This window comes from Nocardiopsis listeri NBRC 13360 (assembly GCF_001570765.1).
GTDB lineage: Bacteria > Actinomycetota > Actinomycetes > Streptosporangiales > Streptosporangiaceae > Nocardiopsis > Nocardiopsis listeri.
Genome location: NZ_BCSH01000022.1, coordinates 47,892 through 73,187 on the forward strand (window position 1 = coordinate 47,892; position 25,296 = coordinate 73,187).

A 25,296-nucleotide genomic window follows, 5' to 3' on the forward strand; every position below is an offset into this window, starting at 1 on the left:
TCCGATGTCGAACATTTTGGTGGGGAGCAGTAGATGAGCAACGACGAGTCCGGACCCGGCGCACACGAGCACGCCGAACACGGTCCGCTCGCGCCGGCCACCGGGGCCGCGACCGGCCCGCTCATGTCCTCGGGAGGTACCGGTGAACCCCACTGGTACAAGCACGCCGTCTTCTACGAGGTACTGGCCCGGGGGTTCTTCGACTCCAACGGGGACGGCACCGGTGACCTCACCGGGCTGGTTCGGAAGTTGGACTATCTCCAGTGGCTCGGAATCGACTGCGTCTGGTTGCTTCCGATGTACGAGTCCCCTTTGCGGGACGGTGGATACGACATCTCGGACTACTTCAAGATCCTCCCGGAGTTCGGCAACACCGCCGACTTCGTGGAGCTACTCGACGAGTCGCACCGGCGCGGCATCCGTGTCATCACCGACCTGGTCATGAACCACACCAGCGACCAGCACCCTTGGTTCAAGGCCTCCCGGGAGGACCCGGACGGCCCCTACGGCGACTTCTACGTGTGGTCGGACACCGATGACCGCTACGACGAGGCGCGCATCATCTTCGTCGACACCGAGACCTCCAACTGGACCTACGACGAAGTGCGCGGCCAGTACTACTGGCACCGCTTCTTCTCGCACCAGCCGGACCTCAACTTCGAGAACCCGGCGGTCCAGGAGGCGATCCTGGAGGTACTGCGCTACTGGCTGGACCTGGGGATCGACGGTTTCCGGCTGGACGCGGTGCCCTACCTGTACGAGCGTGAGGGCACCAACTGCGAGAACCTCAAGGAGACGCACGAATTCCTCAAGCGGGTGCGCGCGGAGGTGGACCGCCTCTACCCGGACCGGGTGCTGCTGAGCGAGGCCAATCAGTGGCCCTCGGAGGTGGTCGACTACTTCGGCGACTTCGAGTCCGGTGGCGACGAGTGCCACATGAACTTCCACTTCCCGCTGATGCCGCGCATGTTCATGGCGGTCCGGCAGGAGCAGCGCTTCCCGATCTCGGAGATCCTCGCCCAGACCCCGCCGATCCCCCGCAACTGCCAGTGGGCGATCTTCCTGCGCAACCACGACGAGCTGACCCTGGAGATGGTCACCGACGAGGAACGCGACTACATGTACGCGGAGTACGCCAAGGAACCCCGCATGCGCGCGAACGTGGGGATCCGGCGGCGCCTCGCGCCCCTGTTGGACAACGACCGCAACCAGATCCAACTGTTCACCGCGCTGTTGTTGTCCCTGCCGGGTTCCCCGGTCCTGTACTACGGCGACGAGATCGGCATGGGCGACAACATCTGGTTGGGCGACCGTGACGCCGTACGCACGCCGATGCAGTGGAACTCCGACCTCAACGCCGGGTTCTCGCGCAGTGACCCCGCCCGCCTCTACCTGCCACCGATCATGGATCCGGTCTACGGCTACCAGGCGATCAACGTGGAGTCCCAGCGGGAGAACCCCGGTTCACTGCTGCACTGGACCCGTCGGATGATCCAGATCCGAAAGCGGCACCCCGTGTTCGGCACCGGGGAGTTCACCGAGCTGAACGCCACCAACCCGAGCGTGTTGGCCTACATCCGCGAGCACGGCGACGACCGGATGCTGTGCGTCAACAACCTGTCCAAGCACCCACAACCGGTGGAACTGGACCTGTCGCGCTACGCGGGTGTGAGCCCGGTGGAGTGCGTGGGCGGGGTCCGTTTCCCGGAGGTCGGTGAGCTGCCGTACCTGCTCACCCTCCCGGGCCACGGCTTCTACTGGTTCCAACTGCCTCCGGAGCGCGCGTCGGGGACCGAGTCCAAGGACGGCGAGGGCGTGCCCTCGTACGGACTCCCGGCGGCGGGGCTGAGCACCTCGGACGCCTTCGACACCGGCCACCGCAACACAGCCACCGATCGGCCCGCCGGCGCGAGCCGGGACCGTGGTGGGAAGGGAACCAGGCCTCTCTGACATGTCGCAGCTAGAAGAACTCCTGGCAGTCTGGCTACCTCGACAACGATGGTTCTCCGGCAAGGGGATCCCGATCCGTCGGGTCCGGGTCGAGAGCAGGTACACCCTGGTCTCGGCCGGACCCGGTGGTCCCGACCTGAACGTGCTCGTGGTCCAGGCGGGCCAACGCGGCACGAGTTCCCGCTACCAGGTGCTGCTCGGGTCGCGTCCGCCCCGGTCACTGCCACCCCACCTGGCCCGTTCCGCCATCGGCGTGTGCCCGGTGGCCGGCGGCCGGCCCCGGGTGGTCTACGACGCGGCGCACGATCCGCAGCTGACGTCGTTGCTGCTGGAGCGGTTCAACTGCGCCGAGGACGGCGAGCGTCGGGGACGGGTGCGTTTCCGTACCCTTCCCGGCGCCGAGGTCAAGGCGTGCGGCTCGGGTCGCCTGCTGACCGGTGAGCAGTCCAACACTTCACTGGTGTACGGACGCGACTACGTCCTCAAGACCTTCCGCAGGCTCTGGCCTGGGCGAAACCCGGACCTGGAGCTGAACATGGCGCTGTCGGGTTCGCCGTACGTGGCGCGCCCGTGCGGGTGGATCGAGGCGGACCTGTCCGGTCACACCACGCCCACCACCTTGGCGCTGTTGCAGACGTTCGTTCCGGACGCCACCGACGGCTGGGTGCTGGCCACCGAGAACGTGCGCACGCTGTTGGACGGCCAGGACGCCGACTTCGGTGAGGAGTCCGCGCGGTTGGGGCACACCACCGCACAGGTGCACAGTTCGCTGGCACGGGCACTGCCCACCGACGTGCTCTCCCCCATCTCGGCGGCCGAAGTGGCCGACGCGATGGTGGAGCGACTGGCCATGGCCAGCGGTGAGGTGCCCGAACTGGCCGAACACGCGCCGAGGGTGATGGAGGCCTACTCCGACTTCGCCCGTGTGGACGAACCGCTGCCGATACAGCGCATCCACGGCGACTACCACCTGGGGCAGGTCATCCGGCCGAAGTCCGGGTGGGTGCTGCTGGACTTCGAGGGCGAACCGACGGTGTCGGTGCGCGAACGCCAACGTCTGTCCAGTCCGCTGCGGGACGTGGCGGGGATGCTGCGTTCCTTCGACTACGCGGCCGGTTACCTGTTGGTCGGGCATCCGGACGACCAGGAGTTGGCGTGGGCCGCCCGGGAGTGGGCACGCCGCAACCGGGAGGCGTTCTGTCGCGGTTACGCCGACGGTGGGGGCGCCGATCCGGAGAAACACCTGACCGTGCTGCGCGCCTTCGAGTTCGACAAGGCGGTCTACGAGGTCCTGTACGAGGCGCGCAACCGCCCCGACTGGCTTCGAGTGCCGCTCGATTCCATCGCCACAGCGGCCGGGGCACCTCCGGTGCCCGGCTGATCCCCGGCGGCCGCCGTTCGCGCACGGCGGCCGCCCTTCGTTCCCCCTCCCGAACCATCGCCTCGTCATCCGAACACCACAAGTCATCACGGAGTCGAATTGTCACCGCGTACGTCCAAGAAGGCCGCTACAGCCGACGAACAGCCGGCGGCGGAGCCCGAGGCGGCGAAGAAGGTGCCCGGCAAGAAGAAGGCCACGAAGACGGTCAAGACCACGAAGGCCACGGCCCCGAAGAAGGCGGCCCCTGAGAAGACCGACGTGAAGAGGGCCGGCGCGAAGAAGGACGCGCCGAAGAGGACCCGCGTCCCCGCCGCACTCGCGGGGGACCTGCTCGTCGAACTCGACCGGGTGGTCGACGGCCACCACCACGACCCGCACTCGGTCCTGGGCCTGCACGGACGCGACCTGAGGGTCCTGCGCCCGGGCGCGGTCGAGGTGCACGCCGTACTGCCCGACCAGACCCGGGTGGCCCTGCCGCACCGCCACCGTGGCGTGTTCGCGGCCCGTCTGCCCAAGAAGGTCGACGACTACCGCGTCGCGGTCCGCTATGAGGGCGGACCCGAGCTCCTGCGGGCGGACGCCTACCGTTTCGAGCCCACGTTGGGCGAACTCGATCTGCACCTGATCGGTGAGGGTCGGCACGAAGAGCTGTGGAACGCTCTGGGCGCCCACGTGATCGAGCGGAACGGCCCGATGGGCGAGGTCACCGGGACACGGTTCTCGGTCTGGGCGCCCGACGCGCGCGGGGTCCGGGTCATCGGCGACTTCGACCACTGGAGCGGAATCGCCCACCCGATGCGCAGCCTCGGTTCGTCCGGGGTGTGGGAGCTGTTCCTGCCCGGGCTCGGAGACGGCGACCTGTACAAATTCCAGATCCTCGGCGCGGACGGGCACTGGCGGGACAAGGCCGACCCCATGGCCCGCCGGACCCAGATGCCGCCGGCCACCGCCTCGGTCGTCACGGTCTCCGACCACGTGTGGAGCGACCAGGAGTGGATGGCCGAGCGCAAGGGCGTGGAACCGCACCGGGCGCCGATGAGCGTCTACGAGGTGCATCTGGGTTCCTGGCGACCGGGTCTGTCCTACACCGAGCTCGCCGAGGAACTGGTGTCCTACGTGACCGAGATGGGCTTCACGCACGTGGAGTTCCTGCCGGTGGCCGGGCACCCGTTCGACGGGTCCTGGGGTTACCAGGTCACGTCCTACTACGCGCCCACGCCGCGGTTCGGCTCTCCGGACGAGTTCCGCCACCTGGTGGACTCGCTGCACCGGGCGGGTGTGGGCGTGTTCCTGGACTGGGTGCCGGCGCACTTCCCCAAGGACGAGTGGGCGCTCGCCCGGTTCGACGGTAGTGCCCTGTACGAGCACCCGGACCCGCGCCGTGGCGAACACCCCGACTGGGGCACGCTCATCTTCAACTACGGGCGGACCGAGGTGCGCAACTTCCTCGTCGCCAACGCCCTGTACTGGTTGGAGGAGTTCCACGTCGACGGGCTGCGTGTGGACGCGGTCGCCTCGATGATCTACCTCGACTACTCGCGCGACTCCGGTGGTTGGGAGCCGAACGTGTTCGGTGGCCGGGAGAACCTGGAGGCCATCGACTTCGTCAAGGAGCTCAACACCACGGTCTACCGCCGCAACCCCGACGTGGCGATGATCGCGGAGGAGTCGACGGCCTACACGGGGGTGACCACCCCGGTGGACCACGGCGGGCTCGGATTCGGGCTGAAGTGGAACATGGGGTGGATGCACGACTCCTTGGAGTACGTCAAGAAGGAGCCGATCCACCGCGAGTACCACCACGACGACATCACGTTCTCGATGGTGTACGCCTACAGCGAGAACTACGTACTGCCGCTGTCGCACGACGAGGTGGTGCACGGCAAGGCGTCACTGTTCAACAAGGCGCCCGGTGACGAGTGGCAGCGTGCGGCGACGCTGCGGGCGCTGCTGTCGTTCATGTGGTCCCACCCGGGCAAGCAACTGCTGTTCATGGGCGGGGAGATCGCCCAGGGCGAGGAGTGGTCACACGAGGACGGGGTGCCGTGGTGGCTGTTGCGGTACGACCACCACGCGGGCACGCAGCAGCTGGTCAAGGCGCTCAACGACGCCTACCGGCCGCGGCCCGCGCTGTGGTCGTTGGACACCGACCCGGCCGGGTTCACCTGGTTGGACGGCGGTGACCGCCAGGGCAACACCCTGAGCCACCTGCGCCACGGCGAGGACGGTTCGGTGCTGGCGTGCGCGGTGAACTTCTCGCCGGTGCCCCGCTCGAACTGGCGGATCGGTCTGCCGGTCGAGGGCCGGTGGAACGCGGTGGTCAACTCCGACGATCCGCGCTTCGGCGGTTCGGGGTACGAGGCGCCGGCCACCGTTGAAGCACAGGCCCAGGAGTGGCACGGTCAGCCGTTCTCCGCGGAGATCACGCTGCCCCCTCTGGGCGCCGTCTGGTTCGAACCCGCGCGCTAGGCGCGCTCGGAGCCAGGGCCCTGGACGTTCCCCCGGAACGCCCAGGGCCCTTCCTCGTTCGTTCAGCGCCCGGTGACCAGGGCGACTGCGGCGTCGATGGCGGCCCGGGGGCCGTCCAGTGGAGCCCCTTCGGGCAGGCGGGCGCAGGTGAGCCAGAGGCCGTCGATCATCACCAGGAGCAGCTCGGCGAGTGCTTCGGTGTTCCGACCGGACACGAGTTCCCCCTGTTCACGGGCGTAGCCGAGGGCGGCGGCCAGGTTCACGCGCGCTTGTGCGTCCAGATCGGCGAGTTTCTCGGCGAACCCCGTGTCGACGGCGGCGCGGGCGTAGAAGGCGGCCCAGATGCGGGCCTGGGCGCGGCGGCGGTCGTCGGTGGGCAGCAGGTCCACGAGGACGGCCCGCATCCCCTCGGCGAAGGTCAGCGACTCGGGTCCGATCCGGACTCGGGAGAAGCGGTCGGCGACCTCGGCGATGGAGAAGTCCAGGGCGAAGCGGAGCAGCTCGTCCTTGGTGCGGAACTCGCGCTGAACGGCGCCGACGGACAGCCCCGCCTCGGCGGCGACCACGCGGACACTGACCCCTTCGATCCCCTCACGGGCGGCGATGCGATGAATGGCCTCGCCGACGCTCTGACGACGATTCTGACTGTCCACGACCTTCGGCACCTCTTCATTCTGGCACATCCACACGGACTGATACGTTCGTATCGATACGCCTGTATCGGAAGGATGTCGCCATGCCCCGTCCCCTGGTCCGCCGAACCCTGCTGACCCTATCCACCCTGTTCGCCCTGCCGGGGATCGTCGCCTTGGCCCTGGTCCTGCTGCCACCGCCCTCCTGGGACGCCTGGCAATACGCGCTGCTCATCCTGGAGTTCTCGCTCTGGCTCACCCTCCCCGCGCTGTGCGGGCTCGCCTTCGCCCTGTTCGCCCGAGGACGGTGGGGGTGGTCGCTCGCCGGGGCCAACGCACTGCTGCTGATCCTGGCCCTGGTGCCGTCGACGGCACTGTGGAACACCGCACGAACGAAAGACGCTCCATTGAGCCTGGGCGCCTACACCTCGGGCCTGGCCACCTCCACCGACCGGGATCCGCTGACCCTGACCTACCACCGGATGGACGACGAGCCCCTTGAGTTGGACGTGTGGGAGCCCGCCGAGCCCTCAGGCGAACCGCTCCCGGTGGTGGTCAACGTCCACGGTGGCGCCGACGACCTCCCGCAGAGCCTGCTGCCGCGTTGGGACACCTGGCTGGCCGACGGCGATCGGGTGGTGTTCGAGGTCGACTACCGCTTCTTCCCCGACGGAGCTTGGGAGGAGTCCGTGGCGGACGTGCGGTGCGCCCTGGGGTGGGTCCACGAGCACGCGGCCGAATACGGCGGTGACCCGGATCGGATCGCCGTCACCGGCCAGTCCGCCGGGGGTCTGCTGGCGCTGCTGTCGACCTACACCGACCAGGTCGAGCCCTCGTGCGACACCGAGGTCCCGGACGTGTCCGCCGTGGTCGCCTGGTACTCGATCACCGACGGCACCGCCAACGCCCGGATCCCCTGGCGCCAGCGCCACTCCCCCATCGGCGACGAGCTGCTGGAGTCCAGCGAACGCATGGTCGGTGGCGCCCCGGAGGAACTGCCGGAGGCCTACGAGGCCATGTCCCCGATCCACCTGGTCGGCCCGGACGCGCCGCCGACCCTGGTGATCACCGCCGGACACGATCTGTTCCTCGACCCCGAGGACAACCGACTGTTCGTCGACCGCCTCGACGAGGCAGGCGTCCCGCACGACCACCTGGAACTGCCCTGGACCGAGCACATGTTCGACCTCAACTGGGGCGGCTTCGCGAGCCAGATCACCCGCTACTCCATCGACGGTTTCCTCGACGAGCACCTGACCCCCTGAGAACCACCTGTCCGGAGAAGCGGGGTGGGACCCTGGTGAAAGCCTCTTCAGCTCTTCAGGCCCCCTCCCCGCCACCTCCACGATCGTCGATCGGCGCGTGCACGTCCCCGGTGTTCGGACGGATCAGCTCCCGCTCCTCCCCCACCGGCCGAGCCGGGCCACCGCCTCGTCGAGCACCTCGTCCTTCTTGCAGAAGGCGAAGCGCACCAGGTGGCGGCCCTCGTCCTGGTGGTCGTAGAACACCTTGGCGGGTACGGCCGCCACACCGGCCTCGCGGGGCAGCGCCCGGGCGACGTCCTCGCCGTCGAGGTAGCCCAACGGTCGGACGTCGGCCATCAGGAAGTAGGTGCCCTCGGACACGTTCACGTCGAACCCGGCGCCGCTGAGGCCCTCGGCGAGGCGGTCGCGCTTGGCCTGCATGGCCACGCGCTGCCGCTCGACCCAGGCACCCTCGTTGTCGATGGCGTCTGCGATGGCCAACTGAAGGGCTCCGTTGGCGGAGAAGGTGAGGAACTGGTTCACCGTGCGCACCGCACGGACCAGGGGTTCGGGACCGCTCACCCAGCCGGTCTTCCACGCGGTGACGGCGAACATCTTGCCGACCGAGGAGATCGACAGGGTGCGCTCGCGCATACCCGGCAGGGTGGCCAGCGGGACGTGGGGACGATCGTCGAAGGTGAGGAACTCGTACACCTCGTCGGTGACCGCGATGAGGTCGTGGTCACGGCATACGGCGGCGATCTCCGCCATCTCCTCGGCGGTGAACACCGTGCCGGTCGGATTGTGCGGGGTATTGACCATGATGAGCCGGGTGCGCGGGGTGACGGCGGAGCGCAGCTCGGCGGGGTCGAAGGTGAACCTGCCGGTCGCGTCGTCGCGGCGCAGCGCCACGGGACGGCGCACACCGCCGGCCAGCGAGATCATCGCGGCGTAGGAGTCGTACATCGGCTCGAAGACGATGACCTCGTCACCGCGTTCCACCAGCGCCAGCAGCGAGGCGGCGATGCCTGCGGTCGCACCGACGGTGACGTAGACCTCCGTGTCGGGGTCCAGGTCCAACCCGTGGTGACGGGAGCGGTAACGGCTCACCGCCTGACGCAGCTCCGGGCGTCCCGGGCCGGGTGGGTACTGGTTCACCCCTTCGAGGATGTGTCGCGAGGCGTTCTCCAGCAGACTTCGCGGCCCGTCGGTGTCGGGGAAACCCTGCCCCAGGTTGACGGAGTCGGTCTCGACGGCCAGACGCGTCATCTCGGCGAAGATCGTCTCACCATAGGTACGCATACGTTCGATCAGCGGTTCATCCACCCTTCGAGCGTATCGACCCGGTCCGGACCCGGGCACCCCCACGCACCCCCACGCACCTCGGACGCTCCGACGAACGCGAGAGGGCCCCGGTCTCGTGGTGCCCGGTGCGTCACCGGATGCCACGAGGCCAGGGCCCCTACGAGCGCGACCGCCTTTACGGAAGCAGCAGGCTGAGCACGATCCAGACCACCGGACCCGCGATCAGCAGGGAGTCGATGCGGTCCATCAGACCACCGTGGCCCGGCATGAACCGGCCCATGTCCTTGACTCCGAGGTCGCGCTTGAACAACGACTCGATGAGGTCGCCGACCGTGGCGGCCAGCACCACCGCAAGACCCAGCACCACACCGACCCACCAGGGGCCGTCCAGCATGAGGGTGACGCAGAGCGCACCCGCCACCGCACAGCCGACCACGGAGCCACCGAAGCCCTCCCAGGTCTTGTTCGGGCTGATCACCGGCGCCATCTTGTGCCGCCCCAGCAGGATCCCGGCGAAGTAACCGCCGATGTCACTGGAGATCGTCACCACGATGAACGCCACGAGACGGTACTGTCCGTCCTCGGGGTGCGCGATGAGCAGCATCCAGGTGGCCAACAGCAGCGGCAGGTACACGAGGGTGAACAGGTTCGCCGACGCGTCGGCGACGAACCCCTCCGCCCCGCCGCGCAACCGCCAGACCAGGCAGGCGATCGCGGTGACGGCCGCGATGCCCACCAACCATTCGGCGCCACCGAAGTAGGCTCCGGCCTGCATCGCCACTCCGCCCACGGCCAACGGGACCACGGCCAGGGTCACGCCCTTGCCGCCGAACGCCCGGTTGAGTTCGCGGAGACCGATCAGCGTCCCGAGGGACGTGATGATCGTGAACAGCTGAGGCCAGGGGAAGACCGAGAAGAAGACGAGTGCGCCCAGGACGCACCCGCTGGCGATGGCCACCGGGAGGTTGCGACCGGTCTTGACCGGGCCACCTCCCGGCTTGTGCAGCACGAAGCGCTGCCCGGCGGACGTATCCGTCTTCGAACGAGGACGGTCGTCGGGTCTGTGCTCCGGCGAGTGGTCATCGCCTCCGGAGCCGTTCGAAGGATGGGTCACCGACTAAACCTCGAGAAGTTCCGCTTCCTTGTGCTTGAGCAGCTCGTCGACGGTGCCGACATGCTTGTGCGCAAGCTCGTCCAGTTCGGACTGGGCACGGTGGGCCTCGTCCTCACCCAGGTCACCGGACTTGACGGCCTTCTCGAAACCGTCCTTGGCGCGGCGTCGGACGTTGCGGATGGCGACCTTGCTGTCCTCGGCCTTGGTGCGAGCGACCTTCACGTACTCCTTGCGACGCTCCTCGGACAACTCCGGAAAGACCACACGGATGACCTGTCCGTCGTCGGAGGGGTTGACGCCCAGGTCACTGTTGCGGATCGCGTTGATCATCTCGGTGCGCGCGCTGACGTCGAACGGTGAGATGACGACCATGCGCGGCTCGGGCACCGAGAAGGAGGCCAGCTGGTTGATCGGCGTGCGAGCACCGTAGTAGTCGACGGTGATCTTGTTGAAGGTGGCCGGGGTGGGACGACCGGTACGGATCGTCGCGAAGTCCTCCTTCGCCACGGTCACGGCCTTCTCCATCTTCTCCTCGGCCTCAAGGAGGGTTTCTTCGATCATTGTGGGCGCTCCCGGATTGTCGGCTGGGTGTTCGTGGCTTGGAGTGCGTGGCCTCGGCCACGCCGCAGGACGGTCTCCCGCCCTCGTCAGTCGGAGGTCGGACCGACGATGGTGCCGATCTTCTCACCGCGGACGGCGCGCAGGATGTTGCCCTGGCTCATCAGGTCGAAGACGACGATGGGCAGTCCGTTGTCCATGCACAGGCTGACCGCGGTGGCGTCCATGACCTTGAGGCCGCGGGTGAGGACCTCGTTGTAGTTGAGCTTGTCGAACTTGACCGCGTCCGGGTTGCGCTGCGGGTCGGAGTCGTAGACCCCGTCGACCTGGGTTCCCTTGAGGACCGCCTGGGCGCCGATCTCCAGGGCTCGCTGGGCGGCGGTGGTGTCCGTGGAGAAGAAGGGTGCACCGAGACCGGCACCGAAGATGACCACTCGGCCCTTCTCCAGGTGACGAACGGCCCGACGCGGGATGTAGGCCTCGGCGACCTGGCTCATGTGGATCGCGGTCTGCACACGCGTGTCCACGCCCAGACGCTCGAGGAAGTCCTGGAGGGCGAGGCAGTTGATGACGGTGCCGAGCATGCCCATGTAGTCGGCGCGACCGCGCTCGATGCCGCCCTCTGTGAGCTGGGCGCCGCGGAACATGTTGCCGCCGCCGACGACCACGGCGACCTGGATGCCCTCCGACACCGCTTCGGCGATCGACTCCGCCACGTACTGGACGACCTCGGGTTCGATGCCCAGACCACCACCGCCGGCGAACGCCTCCCCCGAGAGCTTGAGCATGACACGCTTCCAACCGGAATCGTGCATGGGCGTTTCGGTGGTCATGGCTTCGTTCTCCGACACGGCCTGCGGCCTCCCTTGTTGTTCCCGAGTGGCACAGGGTCCCCCGAGTGCTCCTGCTGCGGACGGCCCGAACAAGATCTGCCCGCAACCCGCCCATATCCACCGAAAGTGCCGGGGAGATTCCGCCTCCCCGGCACTTCCATCATGTCAAAGCCCCTAGGCCTGGCCGACCTTGAAGCGGACGAAGCCCTTGACCTTCACACCGGCCTCGTCGACGACCTTCTGGACGGTCTTCTTGTTCTCCTTGACGAACGGCTGCCCGAGGAGGGTGATCTCCTTGAAGAAGCCGTTGAGACGACCCTCGACGATCTTGGGGATGGCCTGCTCGGGCTTGCCCTCACCGCGGGTGGTCTCCTCGGCGATGCGACGCTCGTTGGCGACGACGTCCTCGGGGACCTGGTCCTTGTCGACGTACTGCGGGGCCAGCGCGGCGATCTGCTGAGCGAGGTCCTTACCGACCTCCTCGTCCACCTTGTCCAGCTCGACCAGGACACCCATGGTCGGGGGCAGGTCCGGGTCGGACTTGTGCAGGTAGGAGGCGACGTAGGCACCATCGAGCTTGGCGATGCGCCGGAGCTCGAGCTTCTCACCGATGACGGCGCTCTTGCCCTCGATGAAGGACTGGAGGGTCTTGCCCGACTCGATCTCGGCGGCGGCGATGGTCGCGAGGTCATCGCCGTCCTGGGCGGCGACGAAGTCGGCGACCTCGTCGGCCAGCGCGATGAACTGGTCGTTCTTGGCGACGAAGTCGGTCTCGCAGTTGAGCTCGATCAGGGTGGCCTTGCCCTCGCCCTGGCTGCGCAGGACGACGGTGCCCTGGGCGGCGGTGCGGTCCGCGCGCTTGTCCACGGACTTGGCGCCCTTGATGCGCAGGGCCTCGACGGCCTTGTCGAAGTCGCCGTCGGCCTCGGTCAGCGCCTTCTTGCAGTCCATCATGCCCGCGCCGGTGAGGTCACGCAGCTTCTTGACGTCCGCGGCGGTGAAGTTCGCCATGACTGTTCTCGGATTCCCTAGTGAAGTCTGGTCTGGAAGTGGAGCGAGCCGGCGAACACCCCGCAGGCCGCCCCGCCGACGAAGGGCGGGGCGGCGCTCAGGCGTCGGTGCGCACCGGAAAGGTACTCAGCGGCGAACCGCTGATTCCCTACTAGGCCTCGGGGGCCTTCTCCGGGGCGTCGACCGGGGAGTCGGCGGCGGTGGCCTCGGCCGGAGCCTCGGCGGCGACCTCGTCGGCCGGGGCCTCGGTCACGGTCTCGGCCGGAGCCTCGGCCGCGGCCTCGTTCTTCTCCTCGGCGGCGGTCTCGACCGGAGCCTCGGCATCGGTCTCGCCCTTGTTGCCCTCGAGCAGCTCGCGCTCCCACTCGGGCATGGGCTCCTCGACGGCCTTCTCCTCGGTCGCGCCGGAGGCACCGGAGCGGACCAGGAGGCCCTCGGCGACGGCGTCGGCGACAACGCGGGTGAGGAGGCTGACGCTTCGGATGGCGTCGTCGTTACCCGGGATCGGGTAGTCGACCTCGTCCGGGTCACAGTTGGTGTCGAGGATGGCGACGACCGGGATGTTCAGCTTGCGAGCCTCGCTGATCGCGATGTGCTCCTTCTTGGTGTCCACGATCCACACGGCGCTGGGCACGCGGGACATGTCGCGGATACCGCCGAGGGTGCGCTCGAGCTTGTCCTTCTCACGACGAAGGTTCAGCAGTTCCTTCTTGGTGAGCGTGGAACCGGCGACGTCGTCGAAGTCGATCTCCTCGAGCTCCTTGAGGCGCTGGAGCCTCTTGTGCACGGTGGAGAAGTTGGTGAGCATGCCGCCCAGCCAGCGCTGGTTGACGAAGGGCATGCCGACACGACGAGCCTGCTCGTCGATGGCCTCCTGCGCCTGCTTCTTGGTGCCGACGAACAGGATGGTGCCACCGTGGGCGACCGTCTGCTTGACGAACTCGTAGGCGCGGTCGATGTACGCCAGCGACTTTTGGAGGTCGATGATGTAGATGCCGTTGCGCTCGGTGAAGATGAAGCGCTTCATCTTGGGGTTCCAGCGACGGGTCTGGTGCCCGAAGTGGACGCCGCTCTCCAGGAGCTGGCGAATCGTCACGACTGTGGCCATGACCTGGTCCTCCTTGCGGTGGCGGAACGCGGGTTCCGCCGTCGGTTGTACCTGACGCCCCGCCCGCACCACCACACCGCGCGAGGCGGTGTGGACCGTGGGCACAGGCCCTCCCCGAGGGAGGCAGGTGGGCGTGCGAATTATGGTTCGACCCTGGTGGGCCGAGAACGATTCTATCCTCCGCCGAGCACACCCCGGAACGGCTCCGTGTCCAGGGACGTCATCGACGTGGCGAAGGTTGTCCACAGGCTCGGATCGGCTCTGGCGGAACACGTCCGCCGCACGCACCCTGGAAACATGACAGACCCCCGGCTCTGGGTACTCCCGCTGTTCCTCACGCTCCTGCTGTTCCCCGTTTGCCCGCTCCGAACCACACCGGCCGTCGCGTCCGTCCAGGGCCCATGGCGGTGGCCATTGGATCCTCCGGTGGAGGTGCTGCGCGACTTCGATCCGCCCGAGGAGCGCTGGCTGCCCGGGCACCTGGGTGTGGACCTGGCCGCCGAGCCGGGGCAGAGCGTGTACCCGGCGGGGCCGGGCCGGGTACGGTTCGCCGGCGGTGTCGCCGGGGTGGGCGTGGTGAGTGTGACCCACGGAGAGACGCACACCACCTATTCGCCGGTGGAGGCCTCCGTCGCGCGAGGTGATCCGGTCGACGCCGAGCCGATCGGTGTGGTGGCGGCCGAACCACGTCACTGCGCGGAACGGACCTGCCTGCACTGGGGTCTACTGCGCGACCGTGCCTACCTGGATCCGCTCTCCCTGCTGGGGCGCGGTGAGGTCCGCCTCCTGCCCGTGCCGGCGGCGGCGACCCGGACCGTGTCCGTACGGGGCCGGGACGGGCGCGGGGTCGAGGGCGTACGCGAGCACTACCACAGGGTCAGGCGCGCGGGTGGGCCTGTCGGTAGGCGTCACGCAGACGATCCACCGAGACGTGCGTGTAGACCTGGGTGCTGCGCGGGCTGGCGTGGCCCAGGAACTCCTGCACGCTGCGCAGGTCGGCGCCGCCGTTGAGCAGGTGGGTGGCGGCGCTGTGCCGCAGCCCGTGCGGGCCTGCCTCCACCCCGGCCGCGCGCAGGTGTGCGTACACGTCCTCTCTGGCCTGGCGTACGCCCAGACGTCCACCGCGGGCACCGAGGAAGAGCGCGTCGGCGCTGCGGGGGCCGGCCATGTCGGGTCGACCACGGCGGATCCAGGCGTCGACCGCGTCCAGGGCGGGACCGCCGACCGGGACGGTGCGTTCCTTGTCGCCCTTGCCCAGAACCCGGACGGTGTCACGGGCACGGTCGAGGTCGGCCCGGTCCAGGGCGCACAGTTCGGCGACCCGGATCCCGGTGGCGTAGAGCAGTTCGACGACGGCGTGGCGGCGCAGCTCCACGGGGGTCTCCGGGGCGGGCCCGGACAGCGCGGAGCGCGCCTGTTCCTCGTCCAGGACCGCCGGCAGGTGTCGCTGCTGGGCAGGAGTGGAGAGCCGGACCCCCGGATCCACCGCCAGGACCCCCTCCCGGTGCAGGTACCGGGTGAGGGCGCGCACGGCCGCCACTCGACGGGCGATGGTGGAGCGGCCCGCCCCCGCCTCTCGTGCCTTGGACAGCCAGGCCCGGATCAGGGGGACGTCGAGGTCGGCCGGGCCGGCGTCGTGCTCGTCCAGGTGGGAGAGGAGGCCGCGCAGGTCGGACAGGTAGCCGCGGACGGTATGGGGTGAGCGCCCCAGTTCTCCGCTCAGGTGCCCCGCCAGCCGTTCCAGCGCCTGTGGACCGGTCAACCGCGATCCCGGGGCAGGCAGGCGACGGCGTCGATCTCCACCAGGTAGCGGGGGTGGACCAGACCGCTCACCTCCACCAGGGTCGCCGCGGGCAGGTGACCGTCGGGCAGGCATTCCAACAGCGCGGCACGGAAGTCTTCGAGGTCGGTGATGTGGCGCAGGTAGTACGTCAACTTGACCAGGTGGTCCGGCCCCGCCCCGTGCCGGTCGAGGATCTCGGTGAGGTTCTGGAAGATCTGCCGGGTCTGCCCGGTGATGTCGAGGGCGATCTCGCCGTCGGAGGCCTCCGGGATCTGTCCGGAGACGAACAGGATCGGCCCGTCGGCCAAGAGGGCGTCGCTGTACAGTTCTGCCATGTCGAAACCGTACCCGGGCGGATGCCCGAGTACCCGTCCGGGCGGGCTTCGGCCACGGCGCGGCTTCGGGCCGGGGTGACTCATCCGCCCTCCGTTCCGGTGGGCAGGCGCCAACCGTGGAGGCAGCGTTCGACCATCCCGGCCGCGGCGAGCAACCCCAGGGAACGCATCGTCCCTTCCAGACCCTCCCCGCAACGCCTGGCGACCTCGGCGGTGCCCATACCGCGTCGGTCCACCGCCGAGAGCACCCGGGCCGTCTCCGGATCGAGGTCCGCCGGACCCGGCAGTGAGGTCTCCCCCACGGGAACGATCTGCTCCACAACGTCACCGACCCCGGTGACACAGGTGGCCCTCCCCTCCTTCAGTAGCCGGTGGCAGCCCACGGAGGTCGCCGACGTGACCGGCCCCGGCACCGCCATGAGGATCCGGTGCAGATCGTTGGCGTGCGTGGCGGTGTTGAGCGCCCCGCTGCGCCGACCCGCCTCCACCACCACGGTTCCCGGGGTGAGCGCCGCGATGAGTCGGTTGCGGATCAGGAAGTCCTGCGCACGCGGTGCGCGGCCGATCGGGCGTTCGCTCACCAGCGCCCCGGCCCGGGTCACGTCCGCGAACAGGCCGGCGTGTCCGCGCGGGTAGTCCACGTCCAACCCTCCGGCCAGGACCGCGACGGTGTGTCCGGCCGCCAGCGCGGACCGGTGCGCGGCCCCGTCGATGCCGTAGGCGCCTCCGGAGACCACGGTGAAGCCGCGTTCGGCCAGCCCATAGGCGAGTTCGGAGGCCACGTGCTCCCCGTAGGGGCTGGCCGCCCTCGCGCCGACGATCGCCACCGAGCGCAGGCACAGGTTGCGCAGGTCCCCGTGGCCACGGACCCAGAGCCCGTAGCAGTCCCGGTGCCCGGGTAGGTTGTCCAACCGCCCCGGCCATTCGGGGTCTCCTGGAGCGACGAACCGCACCCCGGCCTCCGCCGAGTCCGAGAGCAGACGATCGACGTCCACACGGACCGCCCGCCGGGCCCAGACCGCCCATCGGGGCGGTGGTTCGCCGTCCCATCCCGGCGGCGGCGTCCCGGCCACCAGATCCGCCCACACCCGCTCCGCCCCGTACTCGGCCAGCAACCCTGCCAGCCAGAGGTCACCGGGCCGGGCCACCGACGTCAGTCCGGCCCGTGTTCGAGCCGCTTCCTCGTTCTCGCTCATCCCATGCCCCTCCCGCCTTCGTCCGTCCCTCGTCCACACCCGTTTCCACCGCTCTTCGTCCGTCGCCCCCCACCGCTCCTCGGTCTTCGCTTCCGCCGCCCGTGGCCGGGGCGATCACCAGGCGCGACCGGACCAGAGGGCGTACGCGTAGGCGGTCTCCTCCTCGCCCGGTCGGTCGCGACCGGCCAGGTCGGCCAGGGTCCAGGCGACTCTCAACGCGCGATCGACGCCTCGGGCGCTGATCTGTCCGCGGTCCATGGCCAGGCCCAGTACCCGCAGGGCGTCGGGGGCCGGCGGGAAGTCGCGGCGTAGTCGGGCGCCCGGGATGGTCGCGTTGGTGTTCCACGGGGTGTCGGCCAGACGGGCGCGGGCACGTGCACGGGCCGACGCGACCCGTTCGGCCACCACCTCGGAGGACTCGGCGAAGGCCCGGTCGGCGAACAGTTCGGCCCTGGCCACCGGCTGGAGTTGCACCTTGAGGTCGATCCGGTCCAGCAGGGGGCCCGAGACACGGGAGAAGTATCTCCTGCGCTCCCCCGCCGGGCAGGTGCACAGGTTGCCCGGTTTGGCGCAGGGGCAGGGGTTGGCGGCCATGATCAACTGGAAGCGGGCGGGGAAGGCGACGGTGGCGGAGGCCCGGGCGATGACCACCTCGCCTCGTTCGAGGGGTTCGCGCAGGGAGTCCAGCACCCCACGACCGAACTGTGGCGCCTCATCGACGAACAGGACGCCCCTGTGGGCCTTGGACACCCAGCCCGGCCCCGGGTTGCCGCTACCACCACCGATGATGGCCGCGCGGCTGGAGGTGTGGTGCGGCGCCGCGAAGGGCGCTCGGGTGACCATCGGGGCACCGGGCGGGAGCAGACCGGCCACCGAATGGATGGCGGTGGCCTCCAGCGCCTCGTTCCGGTCGAGTCGGGGCAGCACCGTGGGCAGCCGTTCGGCCAGCAGGCTCTTCCCCGTTCCCGGTGGTCCGAGCATCATCATGTTGTGCCCGCCCGCTGCGGCGATCTCCACCGCCCGGCGGGCCACCGGCTGGCCCAGCACGTCGGACAGGTCCGGGCCGTGGTCCTCGATGGCGGGCCCGATCTCCGCCGGTTCCTCGGGTGGGTCCAGGGCCTCACCGCGTAGCCAGGAACACACACCGGCGAGGTCGGCGACGGCGGTCACCTCCACGTCGGGGACCAGGCGGGCCTCCGCGGCGTTACCGGTGGCCACCACGAACCGGGTGAATCCCTGCCCCGCGGCGGAGACCACCGCGGGCAGGACCCCGCGGACCGGGCGGGCGCGACCGTCCAGACCGAGTTCGGCGATGAGCACCGTGTCTTCGAGTCGGTCCGCGGGCACCTCGCCGGCGGCGCACAGCACCGCACCGGCGATGGCCAGGTCGAACAGGCTGCCGGACTTGGGCAGGCTGGCCGGGGACAGGCTGATGGTGATCTGGCCGCTGGGCCAGTTCTCGGAACTGTTGACGACGGCCGCGCGGATCCGATCCCTGGCCTCGCGCAACGCCGCGTCGGGCAGGCCGACCAGGGTCACCCCGGGGTCGCCTCCGCCCAGGTGGACCTCCACCTCGACGATGTGTCCCTGCACGCCCAGCAGGGTGACGCAGTGGGTACGGGAGAGCGTCATCAGCGCAGCCCCCGCTCGTGCGACAGGAGCACCCGGCCCCGGTCGAACAGCACGCACACGCCGTCGACCCTGAGCGGCCCCGGGCGACGGCGGTGTGTCAGGGCCCAGGAGCGACCCAACGCCCGCAACCGGCGGCGTTTGCGTTCGTCGATGGCCTCCAGCGGGTGACCGTGGTGGAGGGAACCCCGGGTCTTGACCTCGGCGACCACCAACACGGGCCCTTCCCTGGCCACGATGTCGATCTCACCGGCGCCGTTCGGAGCCCGCCAGTTGCGGTCCAACAGACGCATCCCGGCCCGCTCCAGGTACCGGGCGGCGAGCTCCTCACCGCTCCGGCCCAGTGTGTGCCGGTACTCGGCCCACTGTCGTAGCAAAGCGACCACCTCCCGTTACCACGGTCGGTGATCGCTTCGCTTCGCACCAGAGGGAGTTTCCCGCCTGTGGACAACCCCGGGTTCACTCGCCGGGAGACGGTCCCTCGGTCGGAGGCATCTCCAGGTCGGACTTGGTGATCTCCTCGACATTGACGTCCTTGAACGTCACCACGCGCACGTTGCGGACGAACCGGGCCGGACGATACATGTCCCAGACCCAGGCGTCCTCCATCACGACCTCGAAGTACATCTCCCCGTTCTCCGTGGAGCGGGGTTGTAGGTCCACGTGGTTGGTGAGGTAGAAACGACGCTCGGTCTCCACCACGTAGCCGAAGAGGCCTACCACATCTCGGTATTCCCGGTAGAGCTGTAGCTCCATCTCGGCCTCGTACTTCTCCAGGTCCTCAGAACTCATCCGCTCGCTCGCTTTCGTCAGCACTCTCCGGTCGTCATGTGCCGGTTCTCCGACCGTGGACACCGCCACCCGACTCGTTCCCGTCGGGGAGGCCGGCCACGCGTTCGGAGAACGCCGATACGATCCCAGATCCATCATGCGTCACGGAACGCGCTTTTGCGCACCGTCGAACGGATTTCCTTCGACTCTTCGGTCACCCGACCCCGTCCGAAGGTCCTCTGACGTCGGGCCGGTGGGCCCGCACCTACTCGGATTCGAGTTCCTCGAAGGCCGGCGGAACGCTCAGCCCACCGGCCTGGCCGAACGGCCAGATGATGACGAACGCCCGCCCCACCACGTGGTCGATCGGGACGGAGCCGCCACCGGGGTTGTTCTGGTTGGCGCGCGAGTCGTGCGAGATGGCGCGGTGGTCGCCCATCAGCCACAGGTGGTCCTCGGGGACCTCGATGGGCCCGAACTCGGTGTGGCTCTCCACGCTGCCCGGGTAGAGGTAGGCCTCCTCATCGAGGGGCTCGCCGTTGACCAGCAGACGGTTCTGCTCGTCACAGCACTCCACCGTGTCCCCCGGCAGACCGATGACCCGCTTGATGTACTCCTTGCCGGAGGGCGCGGCCCCGAGTTGCTGCTGCACCCAGGTGAACGCGCCGCTGACCGGGTTGGTGGGCTCGGGGATCTCCACGGTGTTCGGATCGTCCCACGACCCGTCGCCGTTGAAGACGATGACCTCACCGCGCTCGATGTCCCGGATCTGGTAGACGACCTTGTTGACGAGGACACGGTCGCCGACGAGCAGGGTGTTCTCCATCGATGTGGAAGGGATGTAGAACGCCTGCATCAACCAGGTTCTGATCACGAACGCGAGGACCAACGCGATCACGATCAGAATGGGCAGTTCCTTCCAGAACGACCCCTTCTTGGCACTGCTCTGGGACTTGCTCATCGCCGCTTCCGCCCTCTCCTCCGACTCCTGGTCCTCGGCTTCGGAGACACCACTGGCTCCCAGACCATCGTGGGTCTGGGAGCCAGTGGCGGAGCCTTGCTCCTCCGGTCCGGGCCGGGCGGAATCCTCGTCTTGGACCCCGTCCGTACCGAGGCCCTTCTCGTCTTCGTCCATCGGCCGAAAGCCTATCCTGCCTCCCATCTGGGCGGCACGGTTACGGCCGGATGCGGTGACCAGAAGTGAGGTTACTTGGCGGCGGGCTCGCGACGCTCGCGGATACGAGCGGCCTTGCCGCGCAGCTCGCGCAGGTAGTACAGCTTGGCGCGACGCACGCGACCGCGGGCGGCGACCTCGTACTTCTCGATGGCCGGGGTGTGGATCGGGAAGGTACGCTCCACGCCCACGCCGTAGCTCACCTTGCGAATGGTGAAGGTCTCGCGGCTGCCCGCGCCCTGTCGGCGGATCACGACGCCCTTGAAGACCTGGACACGGGTGCGGCTGCCCTCCGTCACGCGAACGTGGACGTTGAGGGTGTCACCCGGACGGAACTCCGGGATGTCGGTGCGAAGCTGAGCCTTCTCAAGCTCCTGAATGGCGGTGTGCATCTCGCGAATCCTCATCGATAGCGCGCCGCGTCCTGCCCCCCGGCTGTTCCGAGGAGGGGGTTCGCGGGCGAGGCCCTGTTGGGTCTGAACTGTGGAACCACCCGGTGACCGACACAGAGGCCGACGTCGTACCGCCGGCATGCGGATGCCTTGGGGTCACCGAGGGGGAACCATCCCAGTTTGCCATATCCCTCGCGGCCACTCGAACCATCGGCGGTGTGGCCTTGGTGATCCTCCCGTAGACCCGCACGAATCCTCGCGGATCCGCCGCTCAGTCCTGCGTCGTCTCCTCGGCGAGCACCTCGCGGTCGCGCTTGTCGAGGTTCTCGTCGGGGGTGGCGGCGATCAGGTCGGGACGGTTGCGCCGGGTCTTGCGCAGCGCCTGGTCACGGCGCCAACGGTCCACCGCTCCGTGGTTTCCGGACAGCAGTACCGGCGGGACCTCCTGGTCGCGCCAGACGTGCGGTTTGGTGTACACCGGCCCCTCGACCAGCTGTTCCATGCCGCCCGAAGCGAAGGAGTCCTGGACATGGGACTCGCGGTTGCCGAGCACCCCCGGCAACAGCCGGGTGATCGCCTCCACGATGACCAACGTCGCGGACTCGCCCCCGTTGAGGACGTAGTCGCCGATGCTGATCTCCTCGACCGGCATCCGGTTCGCCGCGTCCACCGCCACCCGGGAGTCGATCCCCTCGTACCGGCCGCAGCCGAACACCAGGTCCTCCTCACCGGCCAGACGCTCGGCGTCGGCCTGGGTGAAGGGGCGGCCGCTGGGGGTGGGCAGGATCAGCCTGGCCGGCCGGTCCGCGATGACCTCGTCGAGCGCCTCCCCCCACGGATCGGGCTTCATCACCATGCCGGGACCGCCCCCATAGGGCGTGTCGTCGACGGTGTTGTGCCGGTCGTGGGTCCAGGAGCGCAGGTCGTGGACGCGCACGTCGAGAAGGCCCGCGGTACGGGCCTTGCCGATCAGGGACAGGTCCAAGGGGGCGAAGTAGTCGGGGAAGATGCTGATGATGTCGATGCGCACGGCGTACTCGGTCTCGTTCGCTCGGCGACCGGGCGGCTTCGGCCGCTCAGTCGTTGGTGTGGAGGTCGAGCAGGCCGGGCGGCGGGTCCAGCGTGATCCGCCCCGCGGCCACGTCCACCTCGGGGACGAGGGGGGCGACGAACGGTACGAGGACCTCGTGGCCTGCCTCCGCGGTGATCACCAGCACGTCCTGGGCGTAGTGGAGGATGTCGTCGACCCTGCCGATGGCCGTGCCGTCGGTGGTGACCGCGGTCAGACCGATGAGCTCGTGGTCGTGGAACTCGTCCGGGTCGTCCAGGGGCGCGATGTCCTCGGAGTCGACCAGCAGGGCGGTCCCACGCAGCGCCTCGGCGGCGTCGCGGTCGGCCTTGCCCTTGAATCGGACGAGCAGCCTTCCGCTGTGCCGACGGGTCGAGACGATGGTGAGCGGTCCCACCGACTCCGGGTCGGTGTTCAGGACGGCACCGTCGACGAATCGGGCATCGGGGTCGTCGGTGCGCACGTCGACGGCCACGTCGCCGCGGATTCCGTGCGCGCGGCCGATCCGGCCCACCACGAGTCGCATGAGTCCTTTTTCCTTCGATCGATACCGGCCCGGACGCTCGACCGGGCGCCTCGGTGGCGCCTCGGAGGGCTTCGGGGAAAACCGTGCCCGGACGCCCCACAGGGGTGCCCGGGCACGGGTGTGGGGCACCGGCCTCTCGGCCGGCGCCCCGGGAGGCGCGTCAGCGCACTTCGTGCAGGTCCAGCAGGTCCACACGCACGTAACGACCACCGGCGAGCGCGCCGATGATGGTACGCAGTGCCTTGGCGGTGCGGCCGTTGCGACCGATCACCTTGCCCAGGTCGTCAGGGTGGACCCGAACCTCCAGGACCTTGCCCTTGCGGAGCCGCTTGGCTCTCACCTGGACGTCCTCGGAGTTCGCAACGATCCCCTTCACGAGGTGCTCAAGCGCCTCTTCCAGCACGATCAGGCCTCGCCCTCGGACTTCTTCTCGGCCTCGGCGTCCTCAGCCGGCTTCTCGGCCGGCTTCTCCGCCTTCTTCTCGGCCTTCTTGGTCTTCTTCTCCTGGCCGGGGAGCACGAGCTCCTTCAGCGCGGCCTGGAAGGCGGCCTCCTTGGCCTCCGGGTCCTTGGCCTCGGCGACCTGGAGCGGAGCCGGAGCCTGCAGGCCCTTGAACTTCTGCCAGTCACCGGTCTTGCGCAGGAGGACCTTCACCGCGTCGGACGGCTGGGCGCCGACGGAGAGCCAGTACTGGGCCCGCTCGGAGTCGATCTCGATGAGACTCGGGTGCTCCTTGGGGTGGTACTTGCCGATCTCCTCGATCGCCTTGCCGTCCCGCTTGTTGCGGGCGTCGGCGACGATGACACGGTACTGCGGCGTACGAATCTTGCCCATACGCTTGAGCTTCAGTTTGACAGCCACTGGAGTGGTCTTCTCCCGAAAACGGTGTTAGCGCCTGACCGGCGACCCACGTGGGGTTGTGGAACCCGTCGAGGCAGGACATGAGCGGCGGACTAGTTAGAGGGCCGGTCCGCCGCCGTTAGTCGACTCCTCATTGTGCCAGACGCCGGCGGGTTCATCGGCCAGGACAACGGACGAGTCCGGTCACATTCGAAGGCGCGGCCGGTCCCCCTCGTGGGGAACGGCCGCGCCATCGATCACTTGTCGTCGTTCCTACCGAACTTGAAGTCCGAAAGGTCCGGCATGTTCGGTCCACCGAAGGCGGGCGGGAGGCTGGGCTGCTGCCCACCGCCGCCACCCAGGCCCGGGGGCAGCTGCGGTGTCTGCGGCCCCTCCTCCTGGCGGCGCTGCCGCTCGGCGGCGCGCTCGGCCTCCTGCTGACGGGCCTTCATCGGGTTGCCGCTGCGCTGCTTGCCCTTCTTCGGCTTCTTGCCCTTCTTGGCCTTCTTGCCGCCGCCCCCCGGCATGCCCGGCATCCCGGGCATCCCCGGCATGCCGCCGCCGCTCTTCATCTTGCGCATCATCTTCTGCGCCTCGAAGAAGCGGGTGACCATGCCGTTGACGTCGCCGACCTGAGTGCCCGAACCATTGGCGATGCGCAGCCGGCGCGACCCGTTGATCATCTTGGGGTTGGTGCGCTCGGCGGGGGTCATCGACTGGATGATCGCCTGGATGCGGTCCAGGGACTTGTCGTCGATGTTGTCGATCTGCTCGCGCATCTGGCCCATGCCGGGCATCATCCCGAGCAGGTTGCCGATGGGGCCGAGCTTGCGGACCATCTTCATCTGCTCGAGGAAGTCGTCGAGCGTGAAGTCCTCGTCCGAGGCCATGGTCGAGGCCATCTTCTCGACCTCGGCCTCGTCGAACGTGCGCTGTGCCTGTTCGATGAGGGTGAGGACGTCGCCCATGTCCAGGATGCGCGAGGCCATCCGGTCCGGGTGGAAGAGGTCGAAGTCCTCGAGCTTCTCGCCGGTGGAGGCGAACATGATCGGGCGACCGGTGAGGTGCCGGATGGACAGGGCCGCACCACCGCGTGCGTCACCGTCGAGCTTGGTGAGCGCGACCGCGTCATAGCCGACGCCGTCGAGGAAGGACTGCGCGGTGTTGACCGCGTCCTGACCGATCATCGCGTCGACGACGAAGATGATCTCGTCGGGCTCGACCGCGTCACGGATGTCCGCCGCCTGCTGCATCATCTCGGTGTCCACACCGAGGCGGCCGGCGGTGTCGATGATGACGACGTTGTGGTTGTTGCGCCGCGCGTGCTCGATCGACTCGCGCGCGACCCGCACCGGGTCGCCCACGCCGTTGCCGGGTTCGGGGGCGAACACCTGGGTACCCGCGCGCTCACCGACCACCTGCAACTGCGTGACGGCGTTGGGACGCTGGAGGTCGGCGGCCACCAGCAGCGGAGTGTTGCGGTCGTCCGACAACCACTTGGCGAGCTTGCCAGCCAGGGTGGTCTTACCGGCACCCTGGAGACCCGCGAGCATGATCACGGTGGGGGGCGTCTTCGCGAAGCGGATCTGCCGCGTTTGGCCACCGAGGATCTCGACCAGTTCCTCGTTGACGATCTTGATGACCTGTTGGGCCGGGTTGAGGGCCTTGGAGACCTCTTCGCCGCGGGCGCGCTCCTTGATCCGCGCGATGAACTCGCGGACCACGGGCAGTGCGACGTCCGCTTCGAGCAGCGCGAGACGGATCTCGCGCGCGGTCGCGTTGATGTCCTCTTCGGAGAGGCGCCCCTTGCCGCGCAGCGAGGAGAAGACCGATGTCAGCCGGTCGGAAAGCGTCTCGAACACGAGTTCAGCCAGTCCTTCGTCTCGGGAATGGCTTCCTAGCCTACCCGCACGTCGCCACCTGGGGCGCTGTGCGGGCGGGTGCGGCAGCCGGACGTGGGAGTGGGCGGGAACCTT

General features: G+C 68.8%; 24 protein-coding genes and 1 pseudogene. 5 read left to right on the forward strand and 20 right to left on the reverse strand.

The annotated features are described in order from the left end of the window. Positions 1–33: 33 nt before the first annotated feature. The 3 genes from treS (at position 34) to glgB (ending at position 5,800) form a co-directional block, all read left to right on the forward strand. Positions 34–1,950 carry a maltose alpha-D-glucosyltransferase gene (gene treS, locus NLI01S_RS08175; RefSeq protein WP_067601754.1) on the forward strand — a complete coding sequence of 639 codons (1,917 nt, stop codon included), beginning with the start codon at positions 34–36 and terminating at the stop codon, positions 1,948–1,950. 1 nt (position 1,951) lies between these two features. Further along, complete coding sequence (locus tag NLI01S_RS08180) at positions 1,952–3,331, forward strand: maltokinase N-terminal cap-like domain-containing protein (protein ID WP_067601757.1); 1,380 nt, start codon at positions 1,952–1,954, stop codon at positions 3,329–3,331. A 327-nt stretch (positions 3,332–3,658) separates the two neighbouring features. Further along, a complete protein-coding gene (glgB, locus tag NLI01S_RS08185; protein ID WP_223809164.1) occupies positions 3,659–5,800 on the forward strand; it encodes a 1,4-alpha-glucan branching protein GlgB in 2,142 nt (713 codons plus the stop codon). A 62-nt stretch (positions 5,801–5,862) separates the two neighbouring features. Here glgB and NLI01S_RS08190 read toward each other — a convergent pair whose 3' ends face one another. Next, a complete protein-coding gene (locus NLI01S_RS08190; protein ID WP_067601763.1) occupies positions 5,863–6,465 on the reverse strand; it encodes a TetR/AcrR family transcriptional regulator in 603 nt (200 codons plus the stop codon). Between the two features lie 71 nt (positions 6,466–6,536). Between NLI01S_RS08190 and NLI01S_RS08195 the strand changes: the two genes are divergently transcribed. Next, positions 6,537–7,697, forward strand: a complete 1,161-nt coding sequence (locus tag NLI01S_RS08195; RefSeq protein WP_067601766.1) for an alpha/beta hydrolase — start codon at positions 6,537–6,539, stop codon at positions 7,695–7,697. A gap of 123 nt (positions 7,698–7,820) precedes the next feature. Here NLI01S_RS08195 and NLI01S_RS08200 read toward each other — a convergent pair whose 3' ends face one another. From NLI01S_RS08200 to rpsB, 6 genes are all read right to left on the reverse strand, one after another. Next, positions 7,821–9,002: a pyridoxal phosphate-dependent aminotransferase gene (locus NLI01S_RS08200; RefSeq protein WP_067601769.1), complete on the reverse strand. Its 1,182-nt coding sequence runs from the start codon at positions 9,000–9,002 to the stop codon at positions 7,821–7,823. A gap of 154 nt (positions 9,003–9,156) precedes the next feature. Beyond that, a complete protein-coding gene (locus NLI01S_RS08205) occupies positions 9,157–10,095 on the reverse strand; it encodes a phosphatidate cytidylyltransferase (RefSeq protein WP_067601772.1) in 939 nt (312 codons plus the stop codon). A gap of 3 nt (positions 10,096–10,098) precedes the next feature. Beyond that, positions 10,099–10,656 carry a ribosome recycling factor gene (frr, locus tag NLI01S_RS08210; protein WP_067601775.1) on the reverse strand — a complete coding sequence of 186 codons (558 nt, stop codon included), beginning with the start codon at positions 10,654–10,656 and terminating at the stop codon, positions 10,099–10,101. A gap of 86 nt (positions 10,657–10,742) precedes the next feature. Next, on the reverse strand, positions 10,743–11,486 hold the full coding sequence (gene pyrH, locus NLI01S_RS08215; RefSeq protein ID WP_067601899.1) for a UMP kinase: 744 nt from the start codon (positions 11,484–11,486) through the stop codon (positions 10,743–10,745). Between the two features lie 174 nt (positions 11,487–11,660). Then, positions 11,661–12,497 carry a translation elongation factor Ts gene (gene tsf, locus NLI01S_RS08220; RefSeq protein ID WP_067601778.1) on the reverse strand — a complete coding sequence of 279 codons (837 nt, stop codon included), beginning with the start codon at positions 12,495–12,497 and terminating at the stop codon, positions 11,661–11,663. A gap of 151 nt (positions 12,498–12,648) precedes the next feature. Further along, positions 12,649–13,605 (reverse strand): 30S ribosomal protein S2, encoded by a 957-nt coding sequence (gene rpsB, locus NLI01S_RS08225; RefSeq protein WP_067601902.1) that lies wholly within the window; start codon positions 13,603–13,605, stop codon positions 12,649–12,651. A 297-nt stretch (positions 13,606–13,902) separates the two neighbouring features. Between rpsB and NLI01S_RS25135 the strand changes: the two are divergent. Then, positions 13,903–14,298, forward strand: a pseudogene (locus NLI01S_RS25135) (peptidoglycan DD-metalloendopeptidase family protein); the annotation flags it as partial. A gap of 184 nt (positions 14,299–14,482) precedes the next feature. On the opposite strand, the gene NLI01S_RS08230 reads toward NLI01S_RS25135, so the two are convergent. From NLI01S_RS08230 to ffh, 13 genes are all read right to left on the reverse strand, one after another. Next, a complete protein-coding gene (locus NLI01S_RS08230) occupies positions 14,483–15,367 on the reverse strand; it encodes a tyrosine recombinase XerC (RefSeq protein ID WP_067601781.1) in 885 nt (294 codons plus the stop codon). Next, positions 15,364–15,723 carry a RidA family protein gene (locus tag NLI01S_RS08235; protein WP_067601784.1) on the reverse strand — a complete coding sequence of 120 codons (360 nt, stop codon included), beginning with the start codon at positions 15,721–15,723 and terminating at the stop codon, positions 15,364–15,366. The genes NLI01S_RS08230 and NLI01S_RS08235 overlap by 4 nt, the downstream gene beginning before the upstream one ends. 80 nt (positions 15,724–15,803) lie before the next feature. After that, positions 15,804–16,919, reverse strand: coding sequence for a DNA-processing protein DprA (gene dprA / locus NLI01S_RS08240; protein WP_067601787.1), 1,116 nt, complete (start codon positions 16,917–16,919; stop codon positions 15,804–15,806). 114 nt (positions 16,920–17,033) lie between these two features. Continuing rightward, the gene (locus NLI01S_RS08245; RefSeq protein ID WP_067601790.1) at positions 17,034–18,551 is read right to left on the reverse strand and encodes a YifB family Mg chelatase-like AAA ATPase; all 1,518 of its coding nucleotides are present in this window, start codon (positions 18,549–18,551) and stop codon (positions 17,034–17,036) included. Continuing rightward, positions 18,551–18,925, reverse strand: coding sequence for a YraN family protein (locus tag NLI01S_RS08250; protein WP_084392397.1), 375 nt, complete (start codon positions 18,923–18,925; stop codon positions 18,551–18,553). The genes NLI01S_RS08245 and NLI01S_RS08250 overlap by 1 nt, the downstream gene beginning before the upstream one ends. A gap of 82 nt (positions 18,926–19,007) precedes the next feature. Continuing rightward, positions 19,008–19,340 carry a DUF2469 domain-containing protein gene (locus NLI01S_RS08255; RefSeq protein WP_067601793.1) on the reverse strand — a complete coding sequence of 111 codons (333 nt, stop codon included), beginning with the start codon at positions 19,338–19,340 and terminating at the stop codon, positions 19,008–19,010. A gap of 244 nt (positions 19,341–19,584) precedes the next feature. Continuing rightward, the gene (gene lepB / locus NLI01S_RS08260; RefSeq protein ID WP_067601796.1) at positions 19,585–20,454 is read right to left on the reverse strand and encodes a signal peptidase I; all 870 of its coding nucleotides are present in this window, start codon (positions 20,452–20,454) and stop codon (positions 19,585–19,587) included. A gap of 71 nt (positions 20,455–20,525) precedes the next feature. After that, positions 20,526–20,885 carry a 50S ribosomal protein L19 gene (rplS, locus tag NLI01S_RS08265; protein WP_067601799.1) on the reverse strand — a complete coding sequence of 120 codons (360 nt, stop codon included), beginning with the start codon at positions 20,883–20,885 and terminating at the stop codon, positions 20,526–20,528. 271 nt (positions 20,886–21,156) lie between these two features. After that, entirely contained in the window at positions 21,157–21,915 is a 759-nt protein-coding gene (trmD, locus tag NLI01S_RS08270; RefSeq protein WP_067601802.1) for a tRNA (guanosine(37)-N1)-methyltransferase TrmD, read from the reverse strand. Positions 21,916–21,961: 46 nt separating this feature from the next. Next, positions 21,962–22,480 carry a ribosome maturation factor RimM gene (gene rimM / locus NLI01S_RS08275; protein ID WP_067601805.1) on the reverse strand — a complete coding sequence of 173 codons (519 nt, stop codon included), beginning with the start codon at positions 22,478–22,480 and terminating at the stop codon, positions 21,962–21,964. A gap of 160 nt (positions 22,481–22,640) precedes the next feature. Further along, positions 22,641–22,883 carry an RNA-binding protein gene (locus NLI01S_RS08280; RefSeq protein WP_067601808.1) on the reverse strand — a complete coding sequence of 81 codons (243 nt, stop codon included), beginning with the start codon at positions 22,881–22,883 and terminating at the stop codon, positions 22,641–22,643. Positions 22,884–22,885: 2 nt separating this feature from the next. Then, a complete protein-coding gene (gene rpsP, locus NLI01S_RS08285) occupies positions 22,886–23,341 on the reverse strand; it encodes a 30S ribosomal protein S16 (protein WP_067601811.1) in 456 nt (151 codons plus the stop codon). Positions 23,342–23,577: 236 nt separating this feature from the next. Continuing rightward, positions 23,578–25,182 carry a signal recognition particle protein gene (ffh, locus tag NLI01S_RS08290; protein ID WP_067601814.1) on the reverse strand — a complete coding sequence of 535 codons (1,605 nt, stop codon included), beginning with the start codon at positions 25,180–25,182 and terminating at the stop codon, positions 23,578–23,580. Positions 25,183–25,296 lie beyond the last annotated feature (114 nt).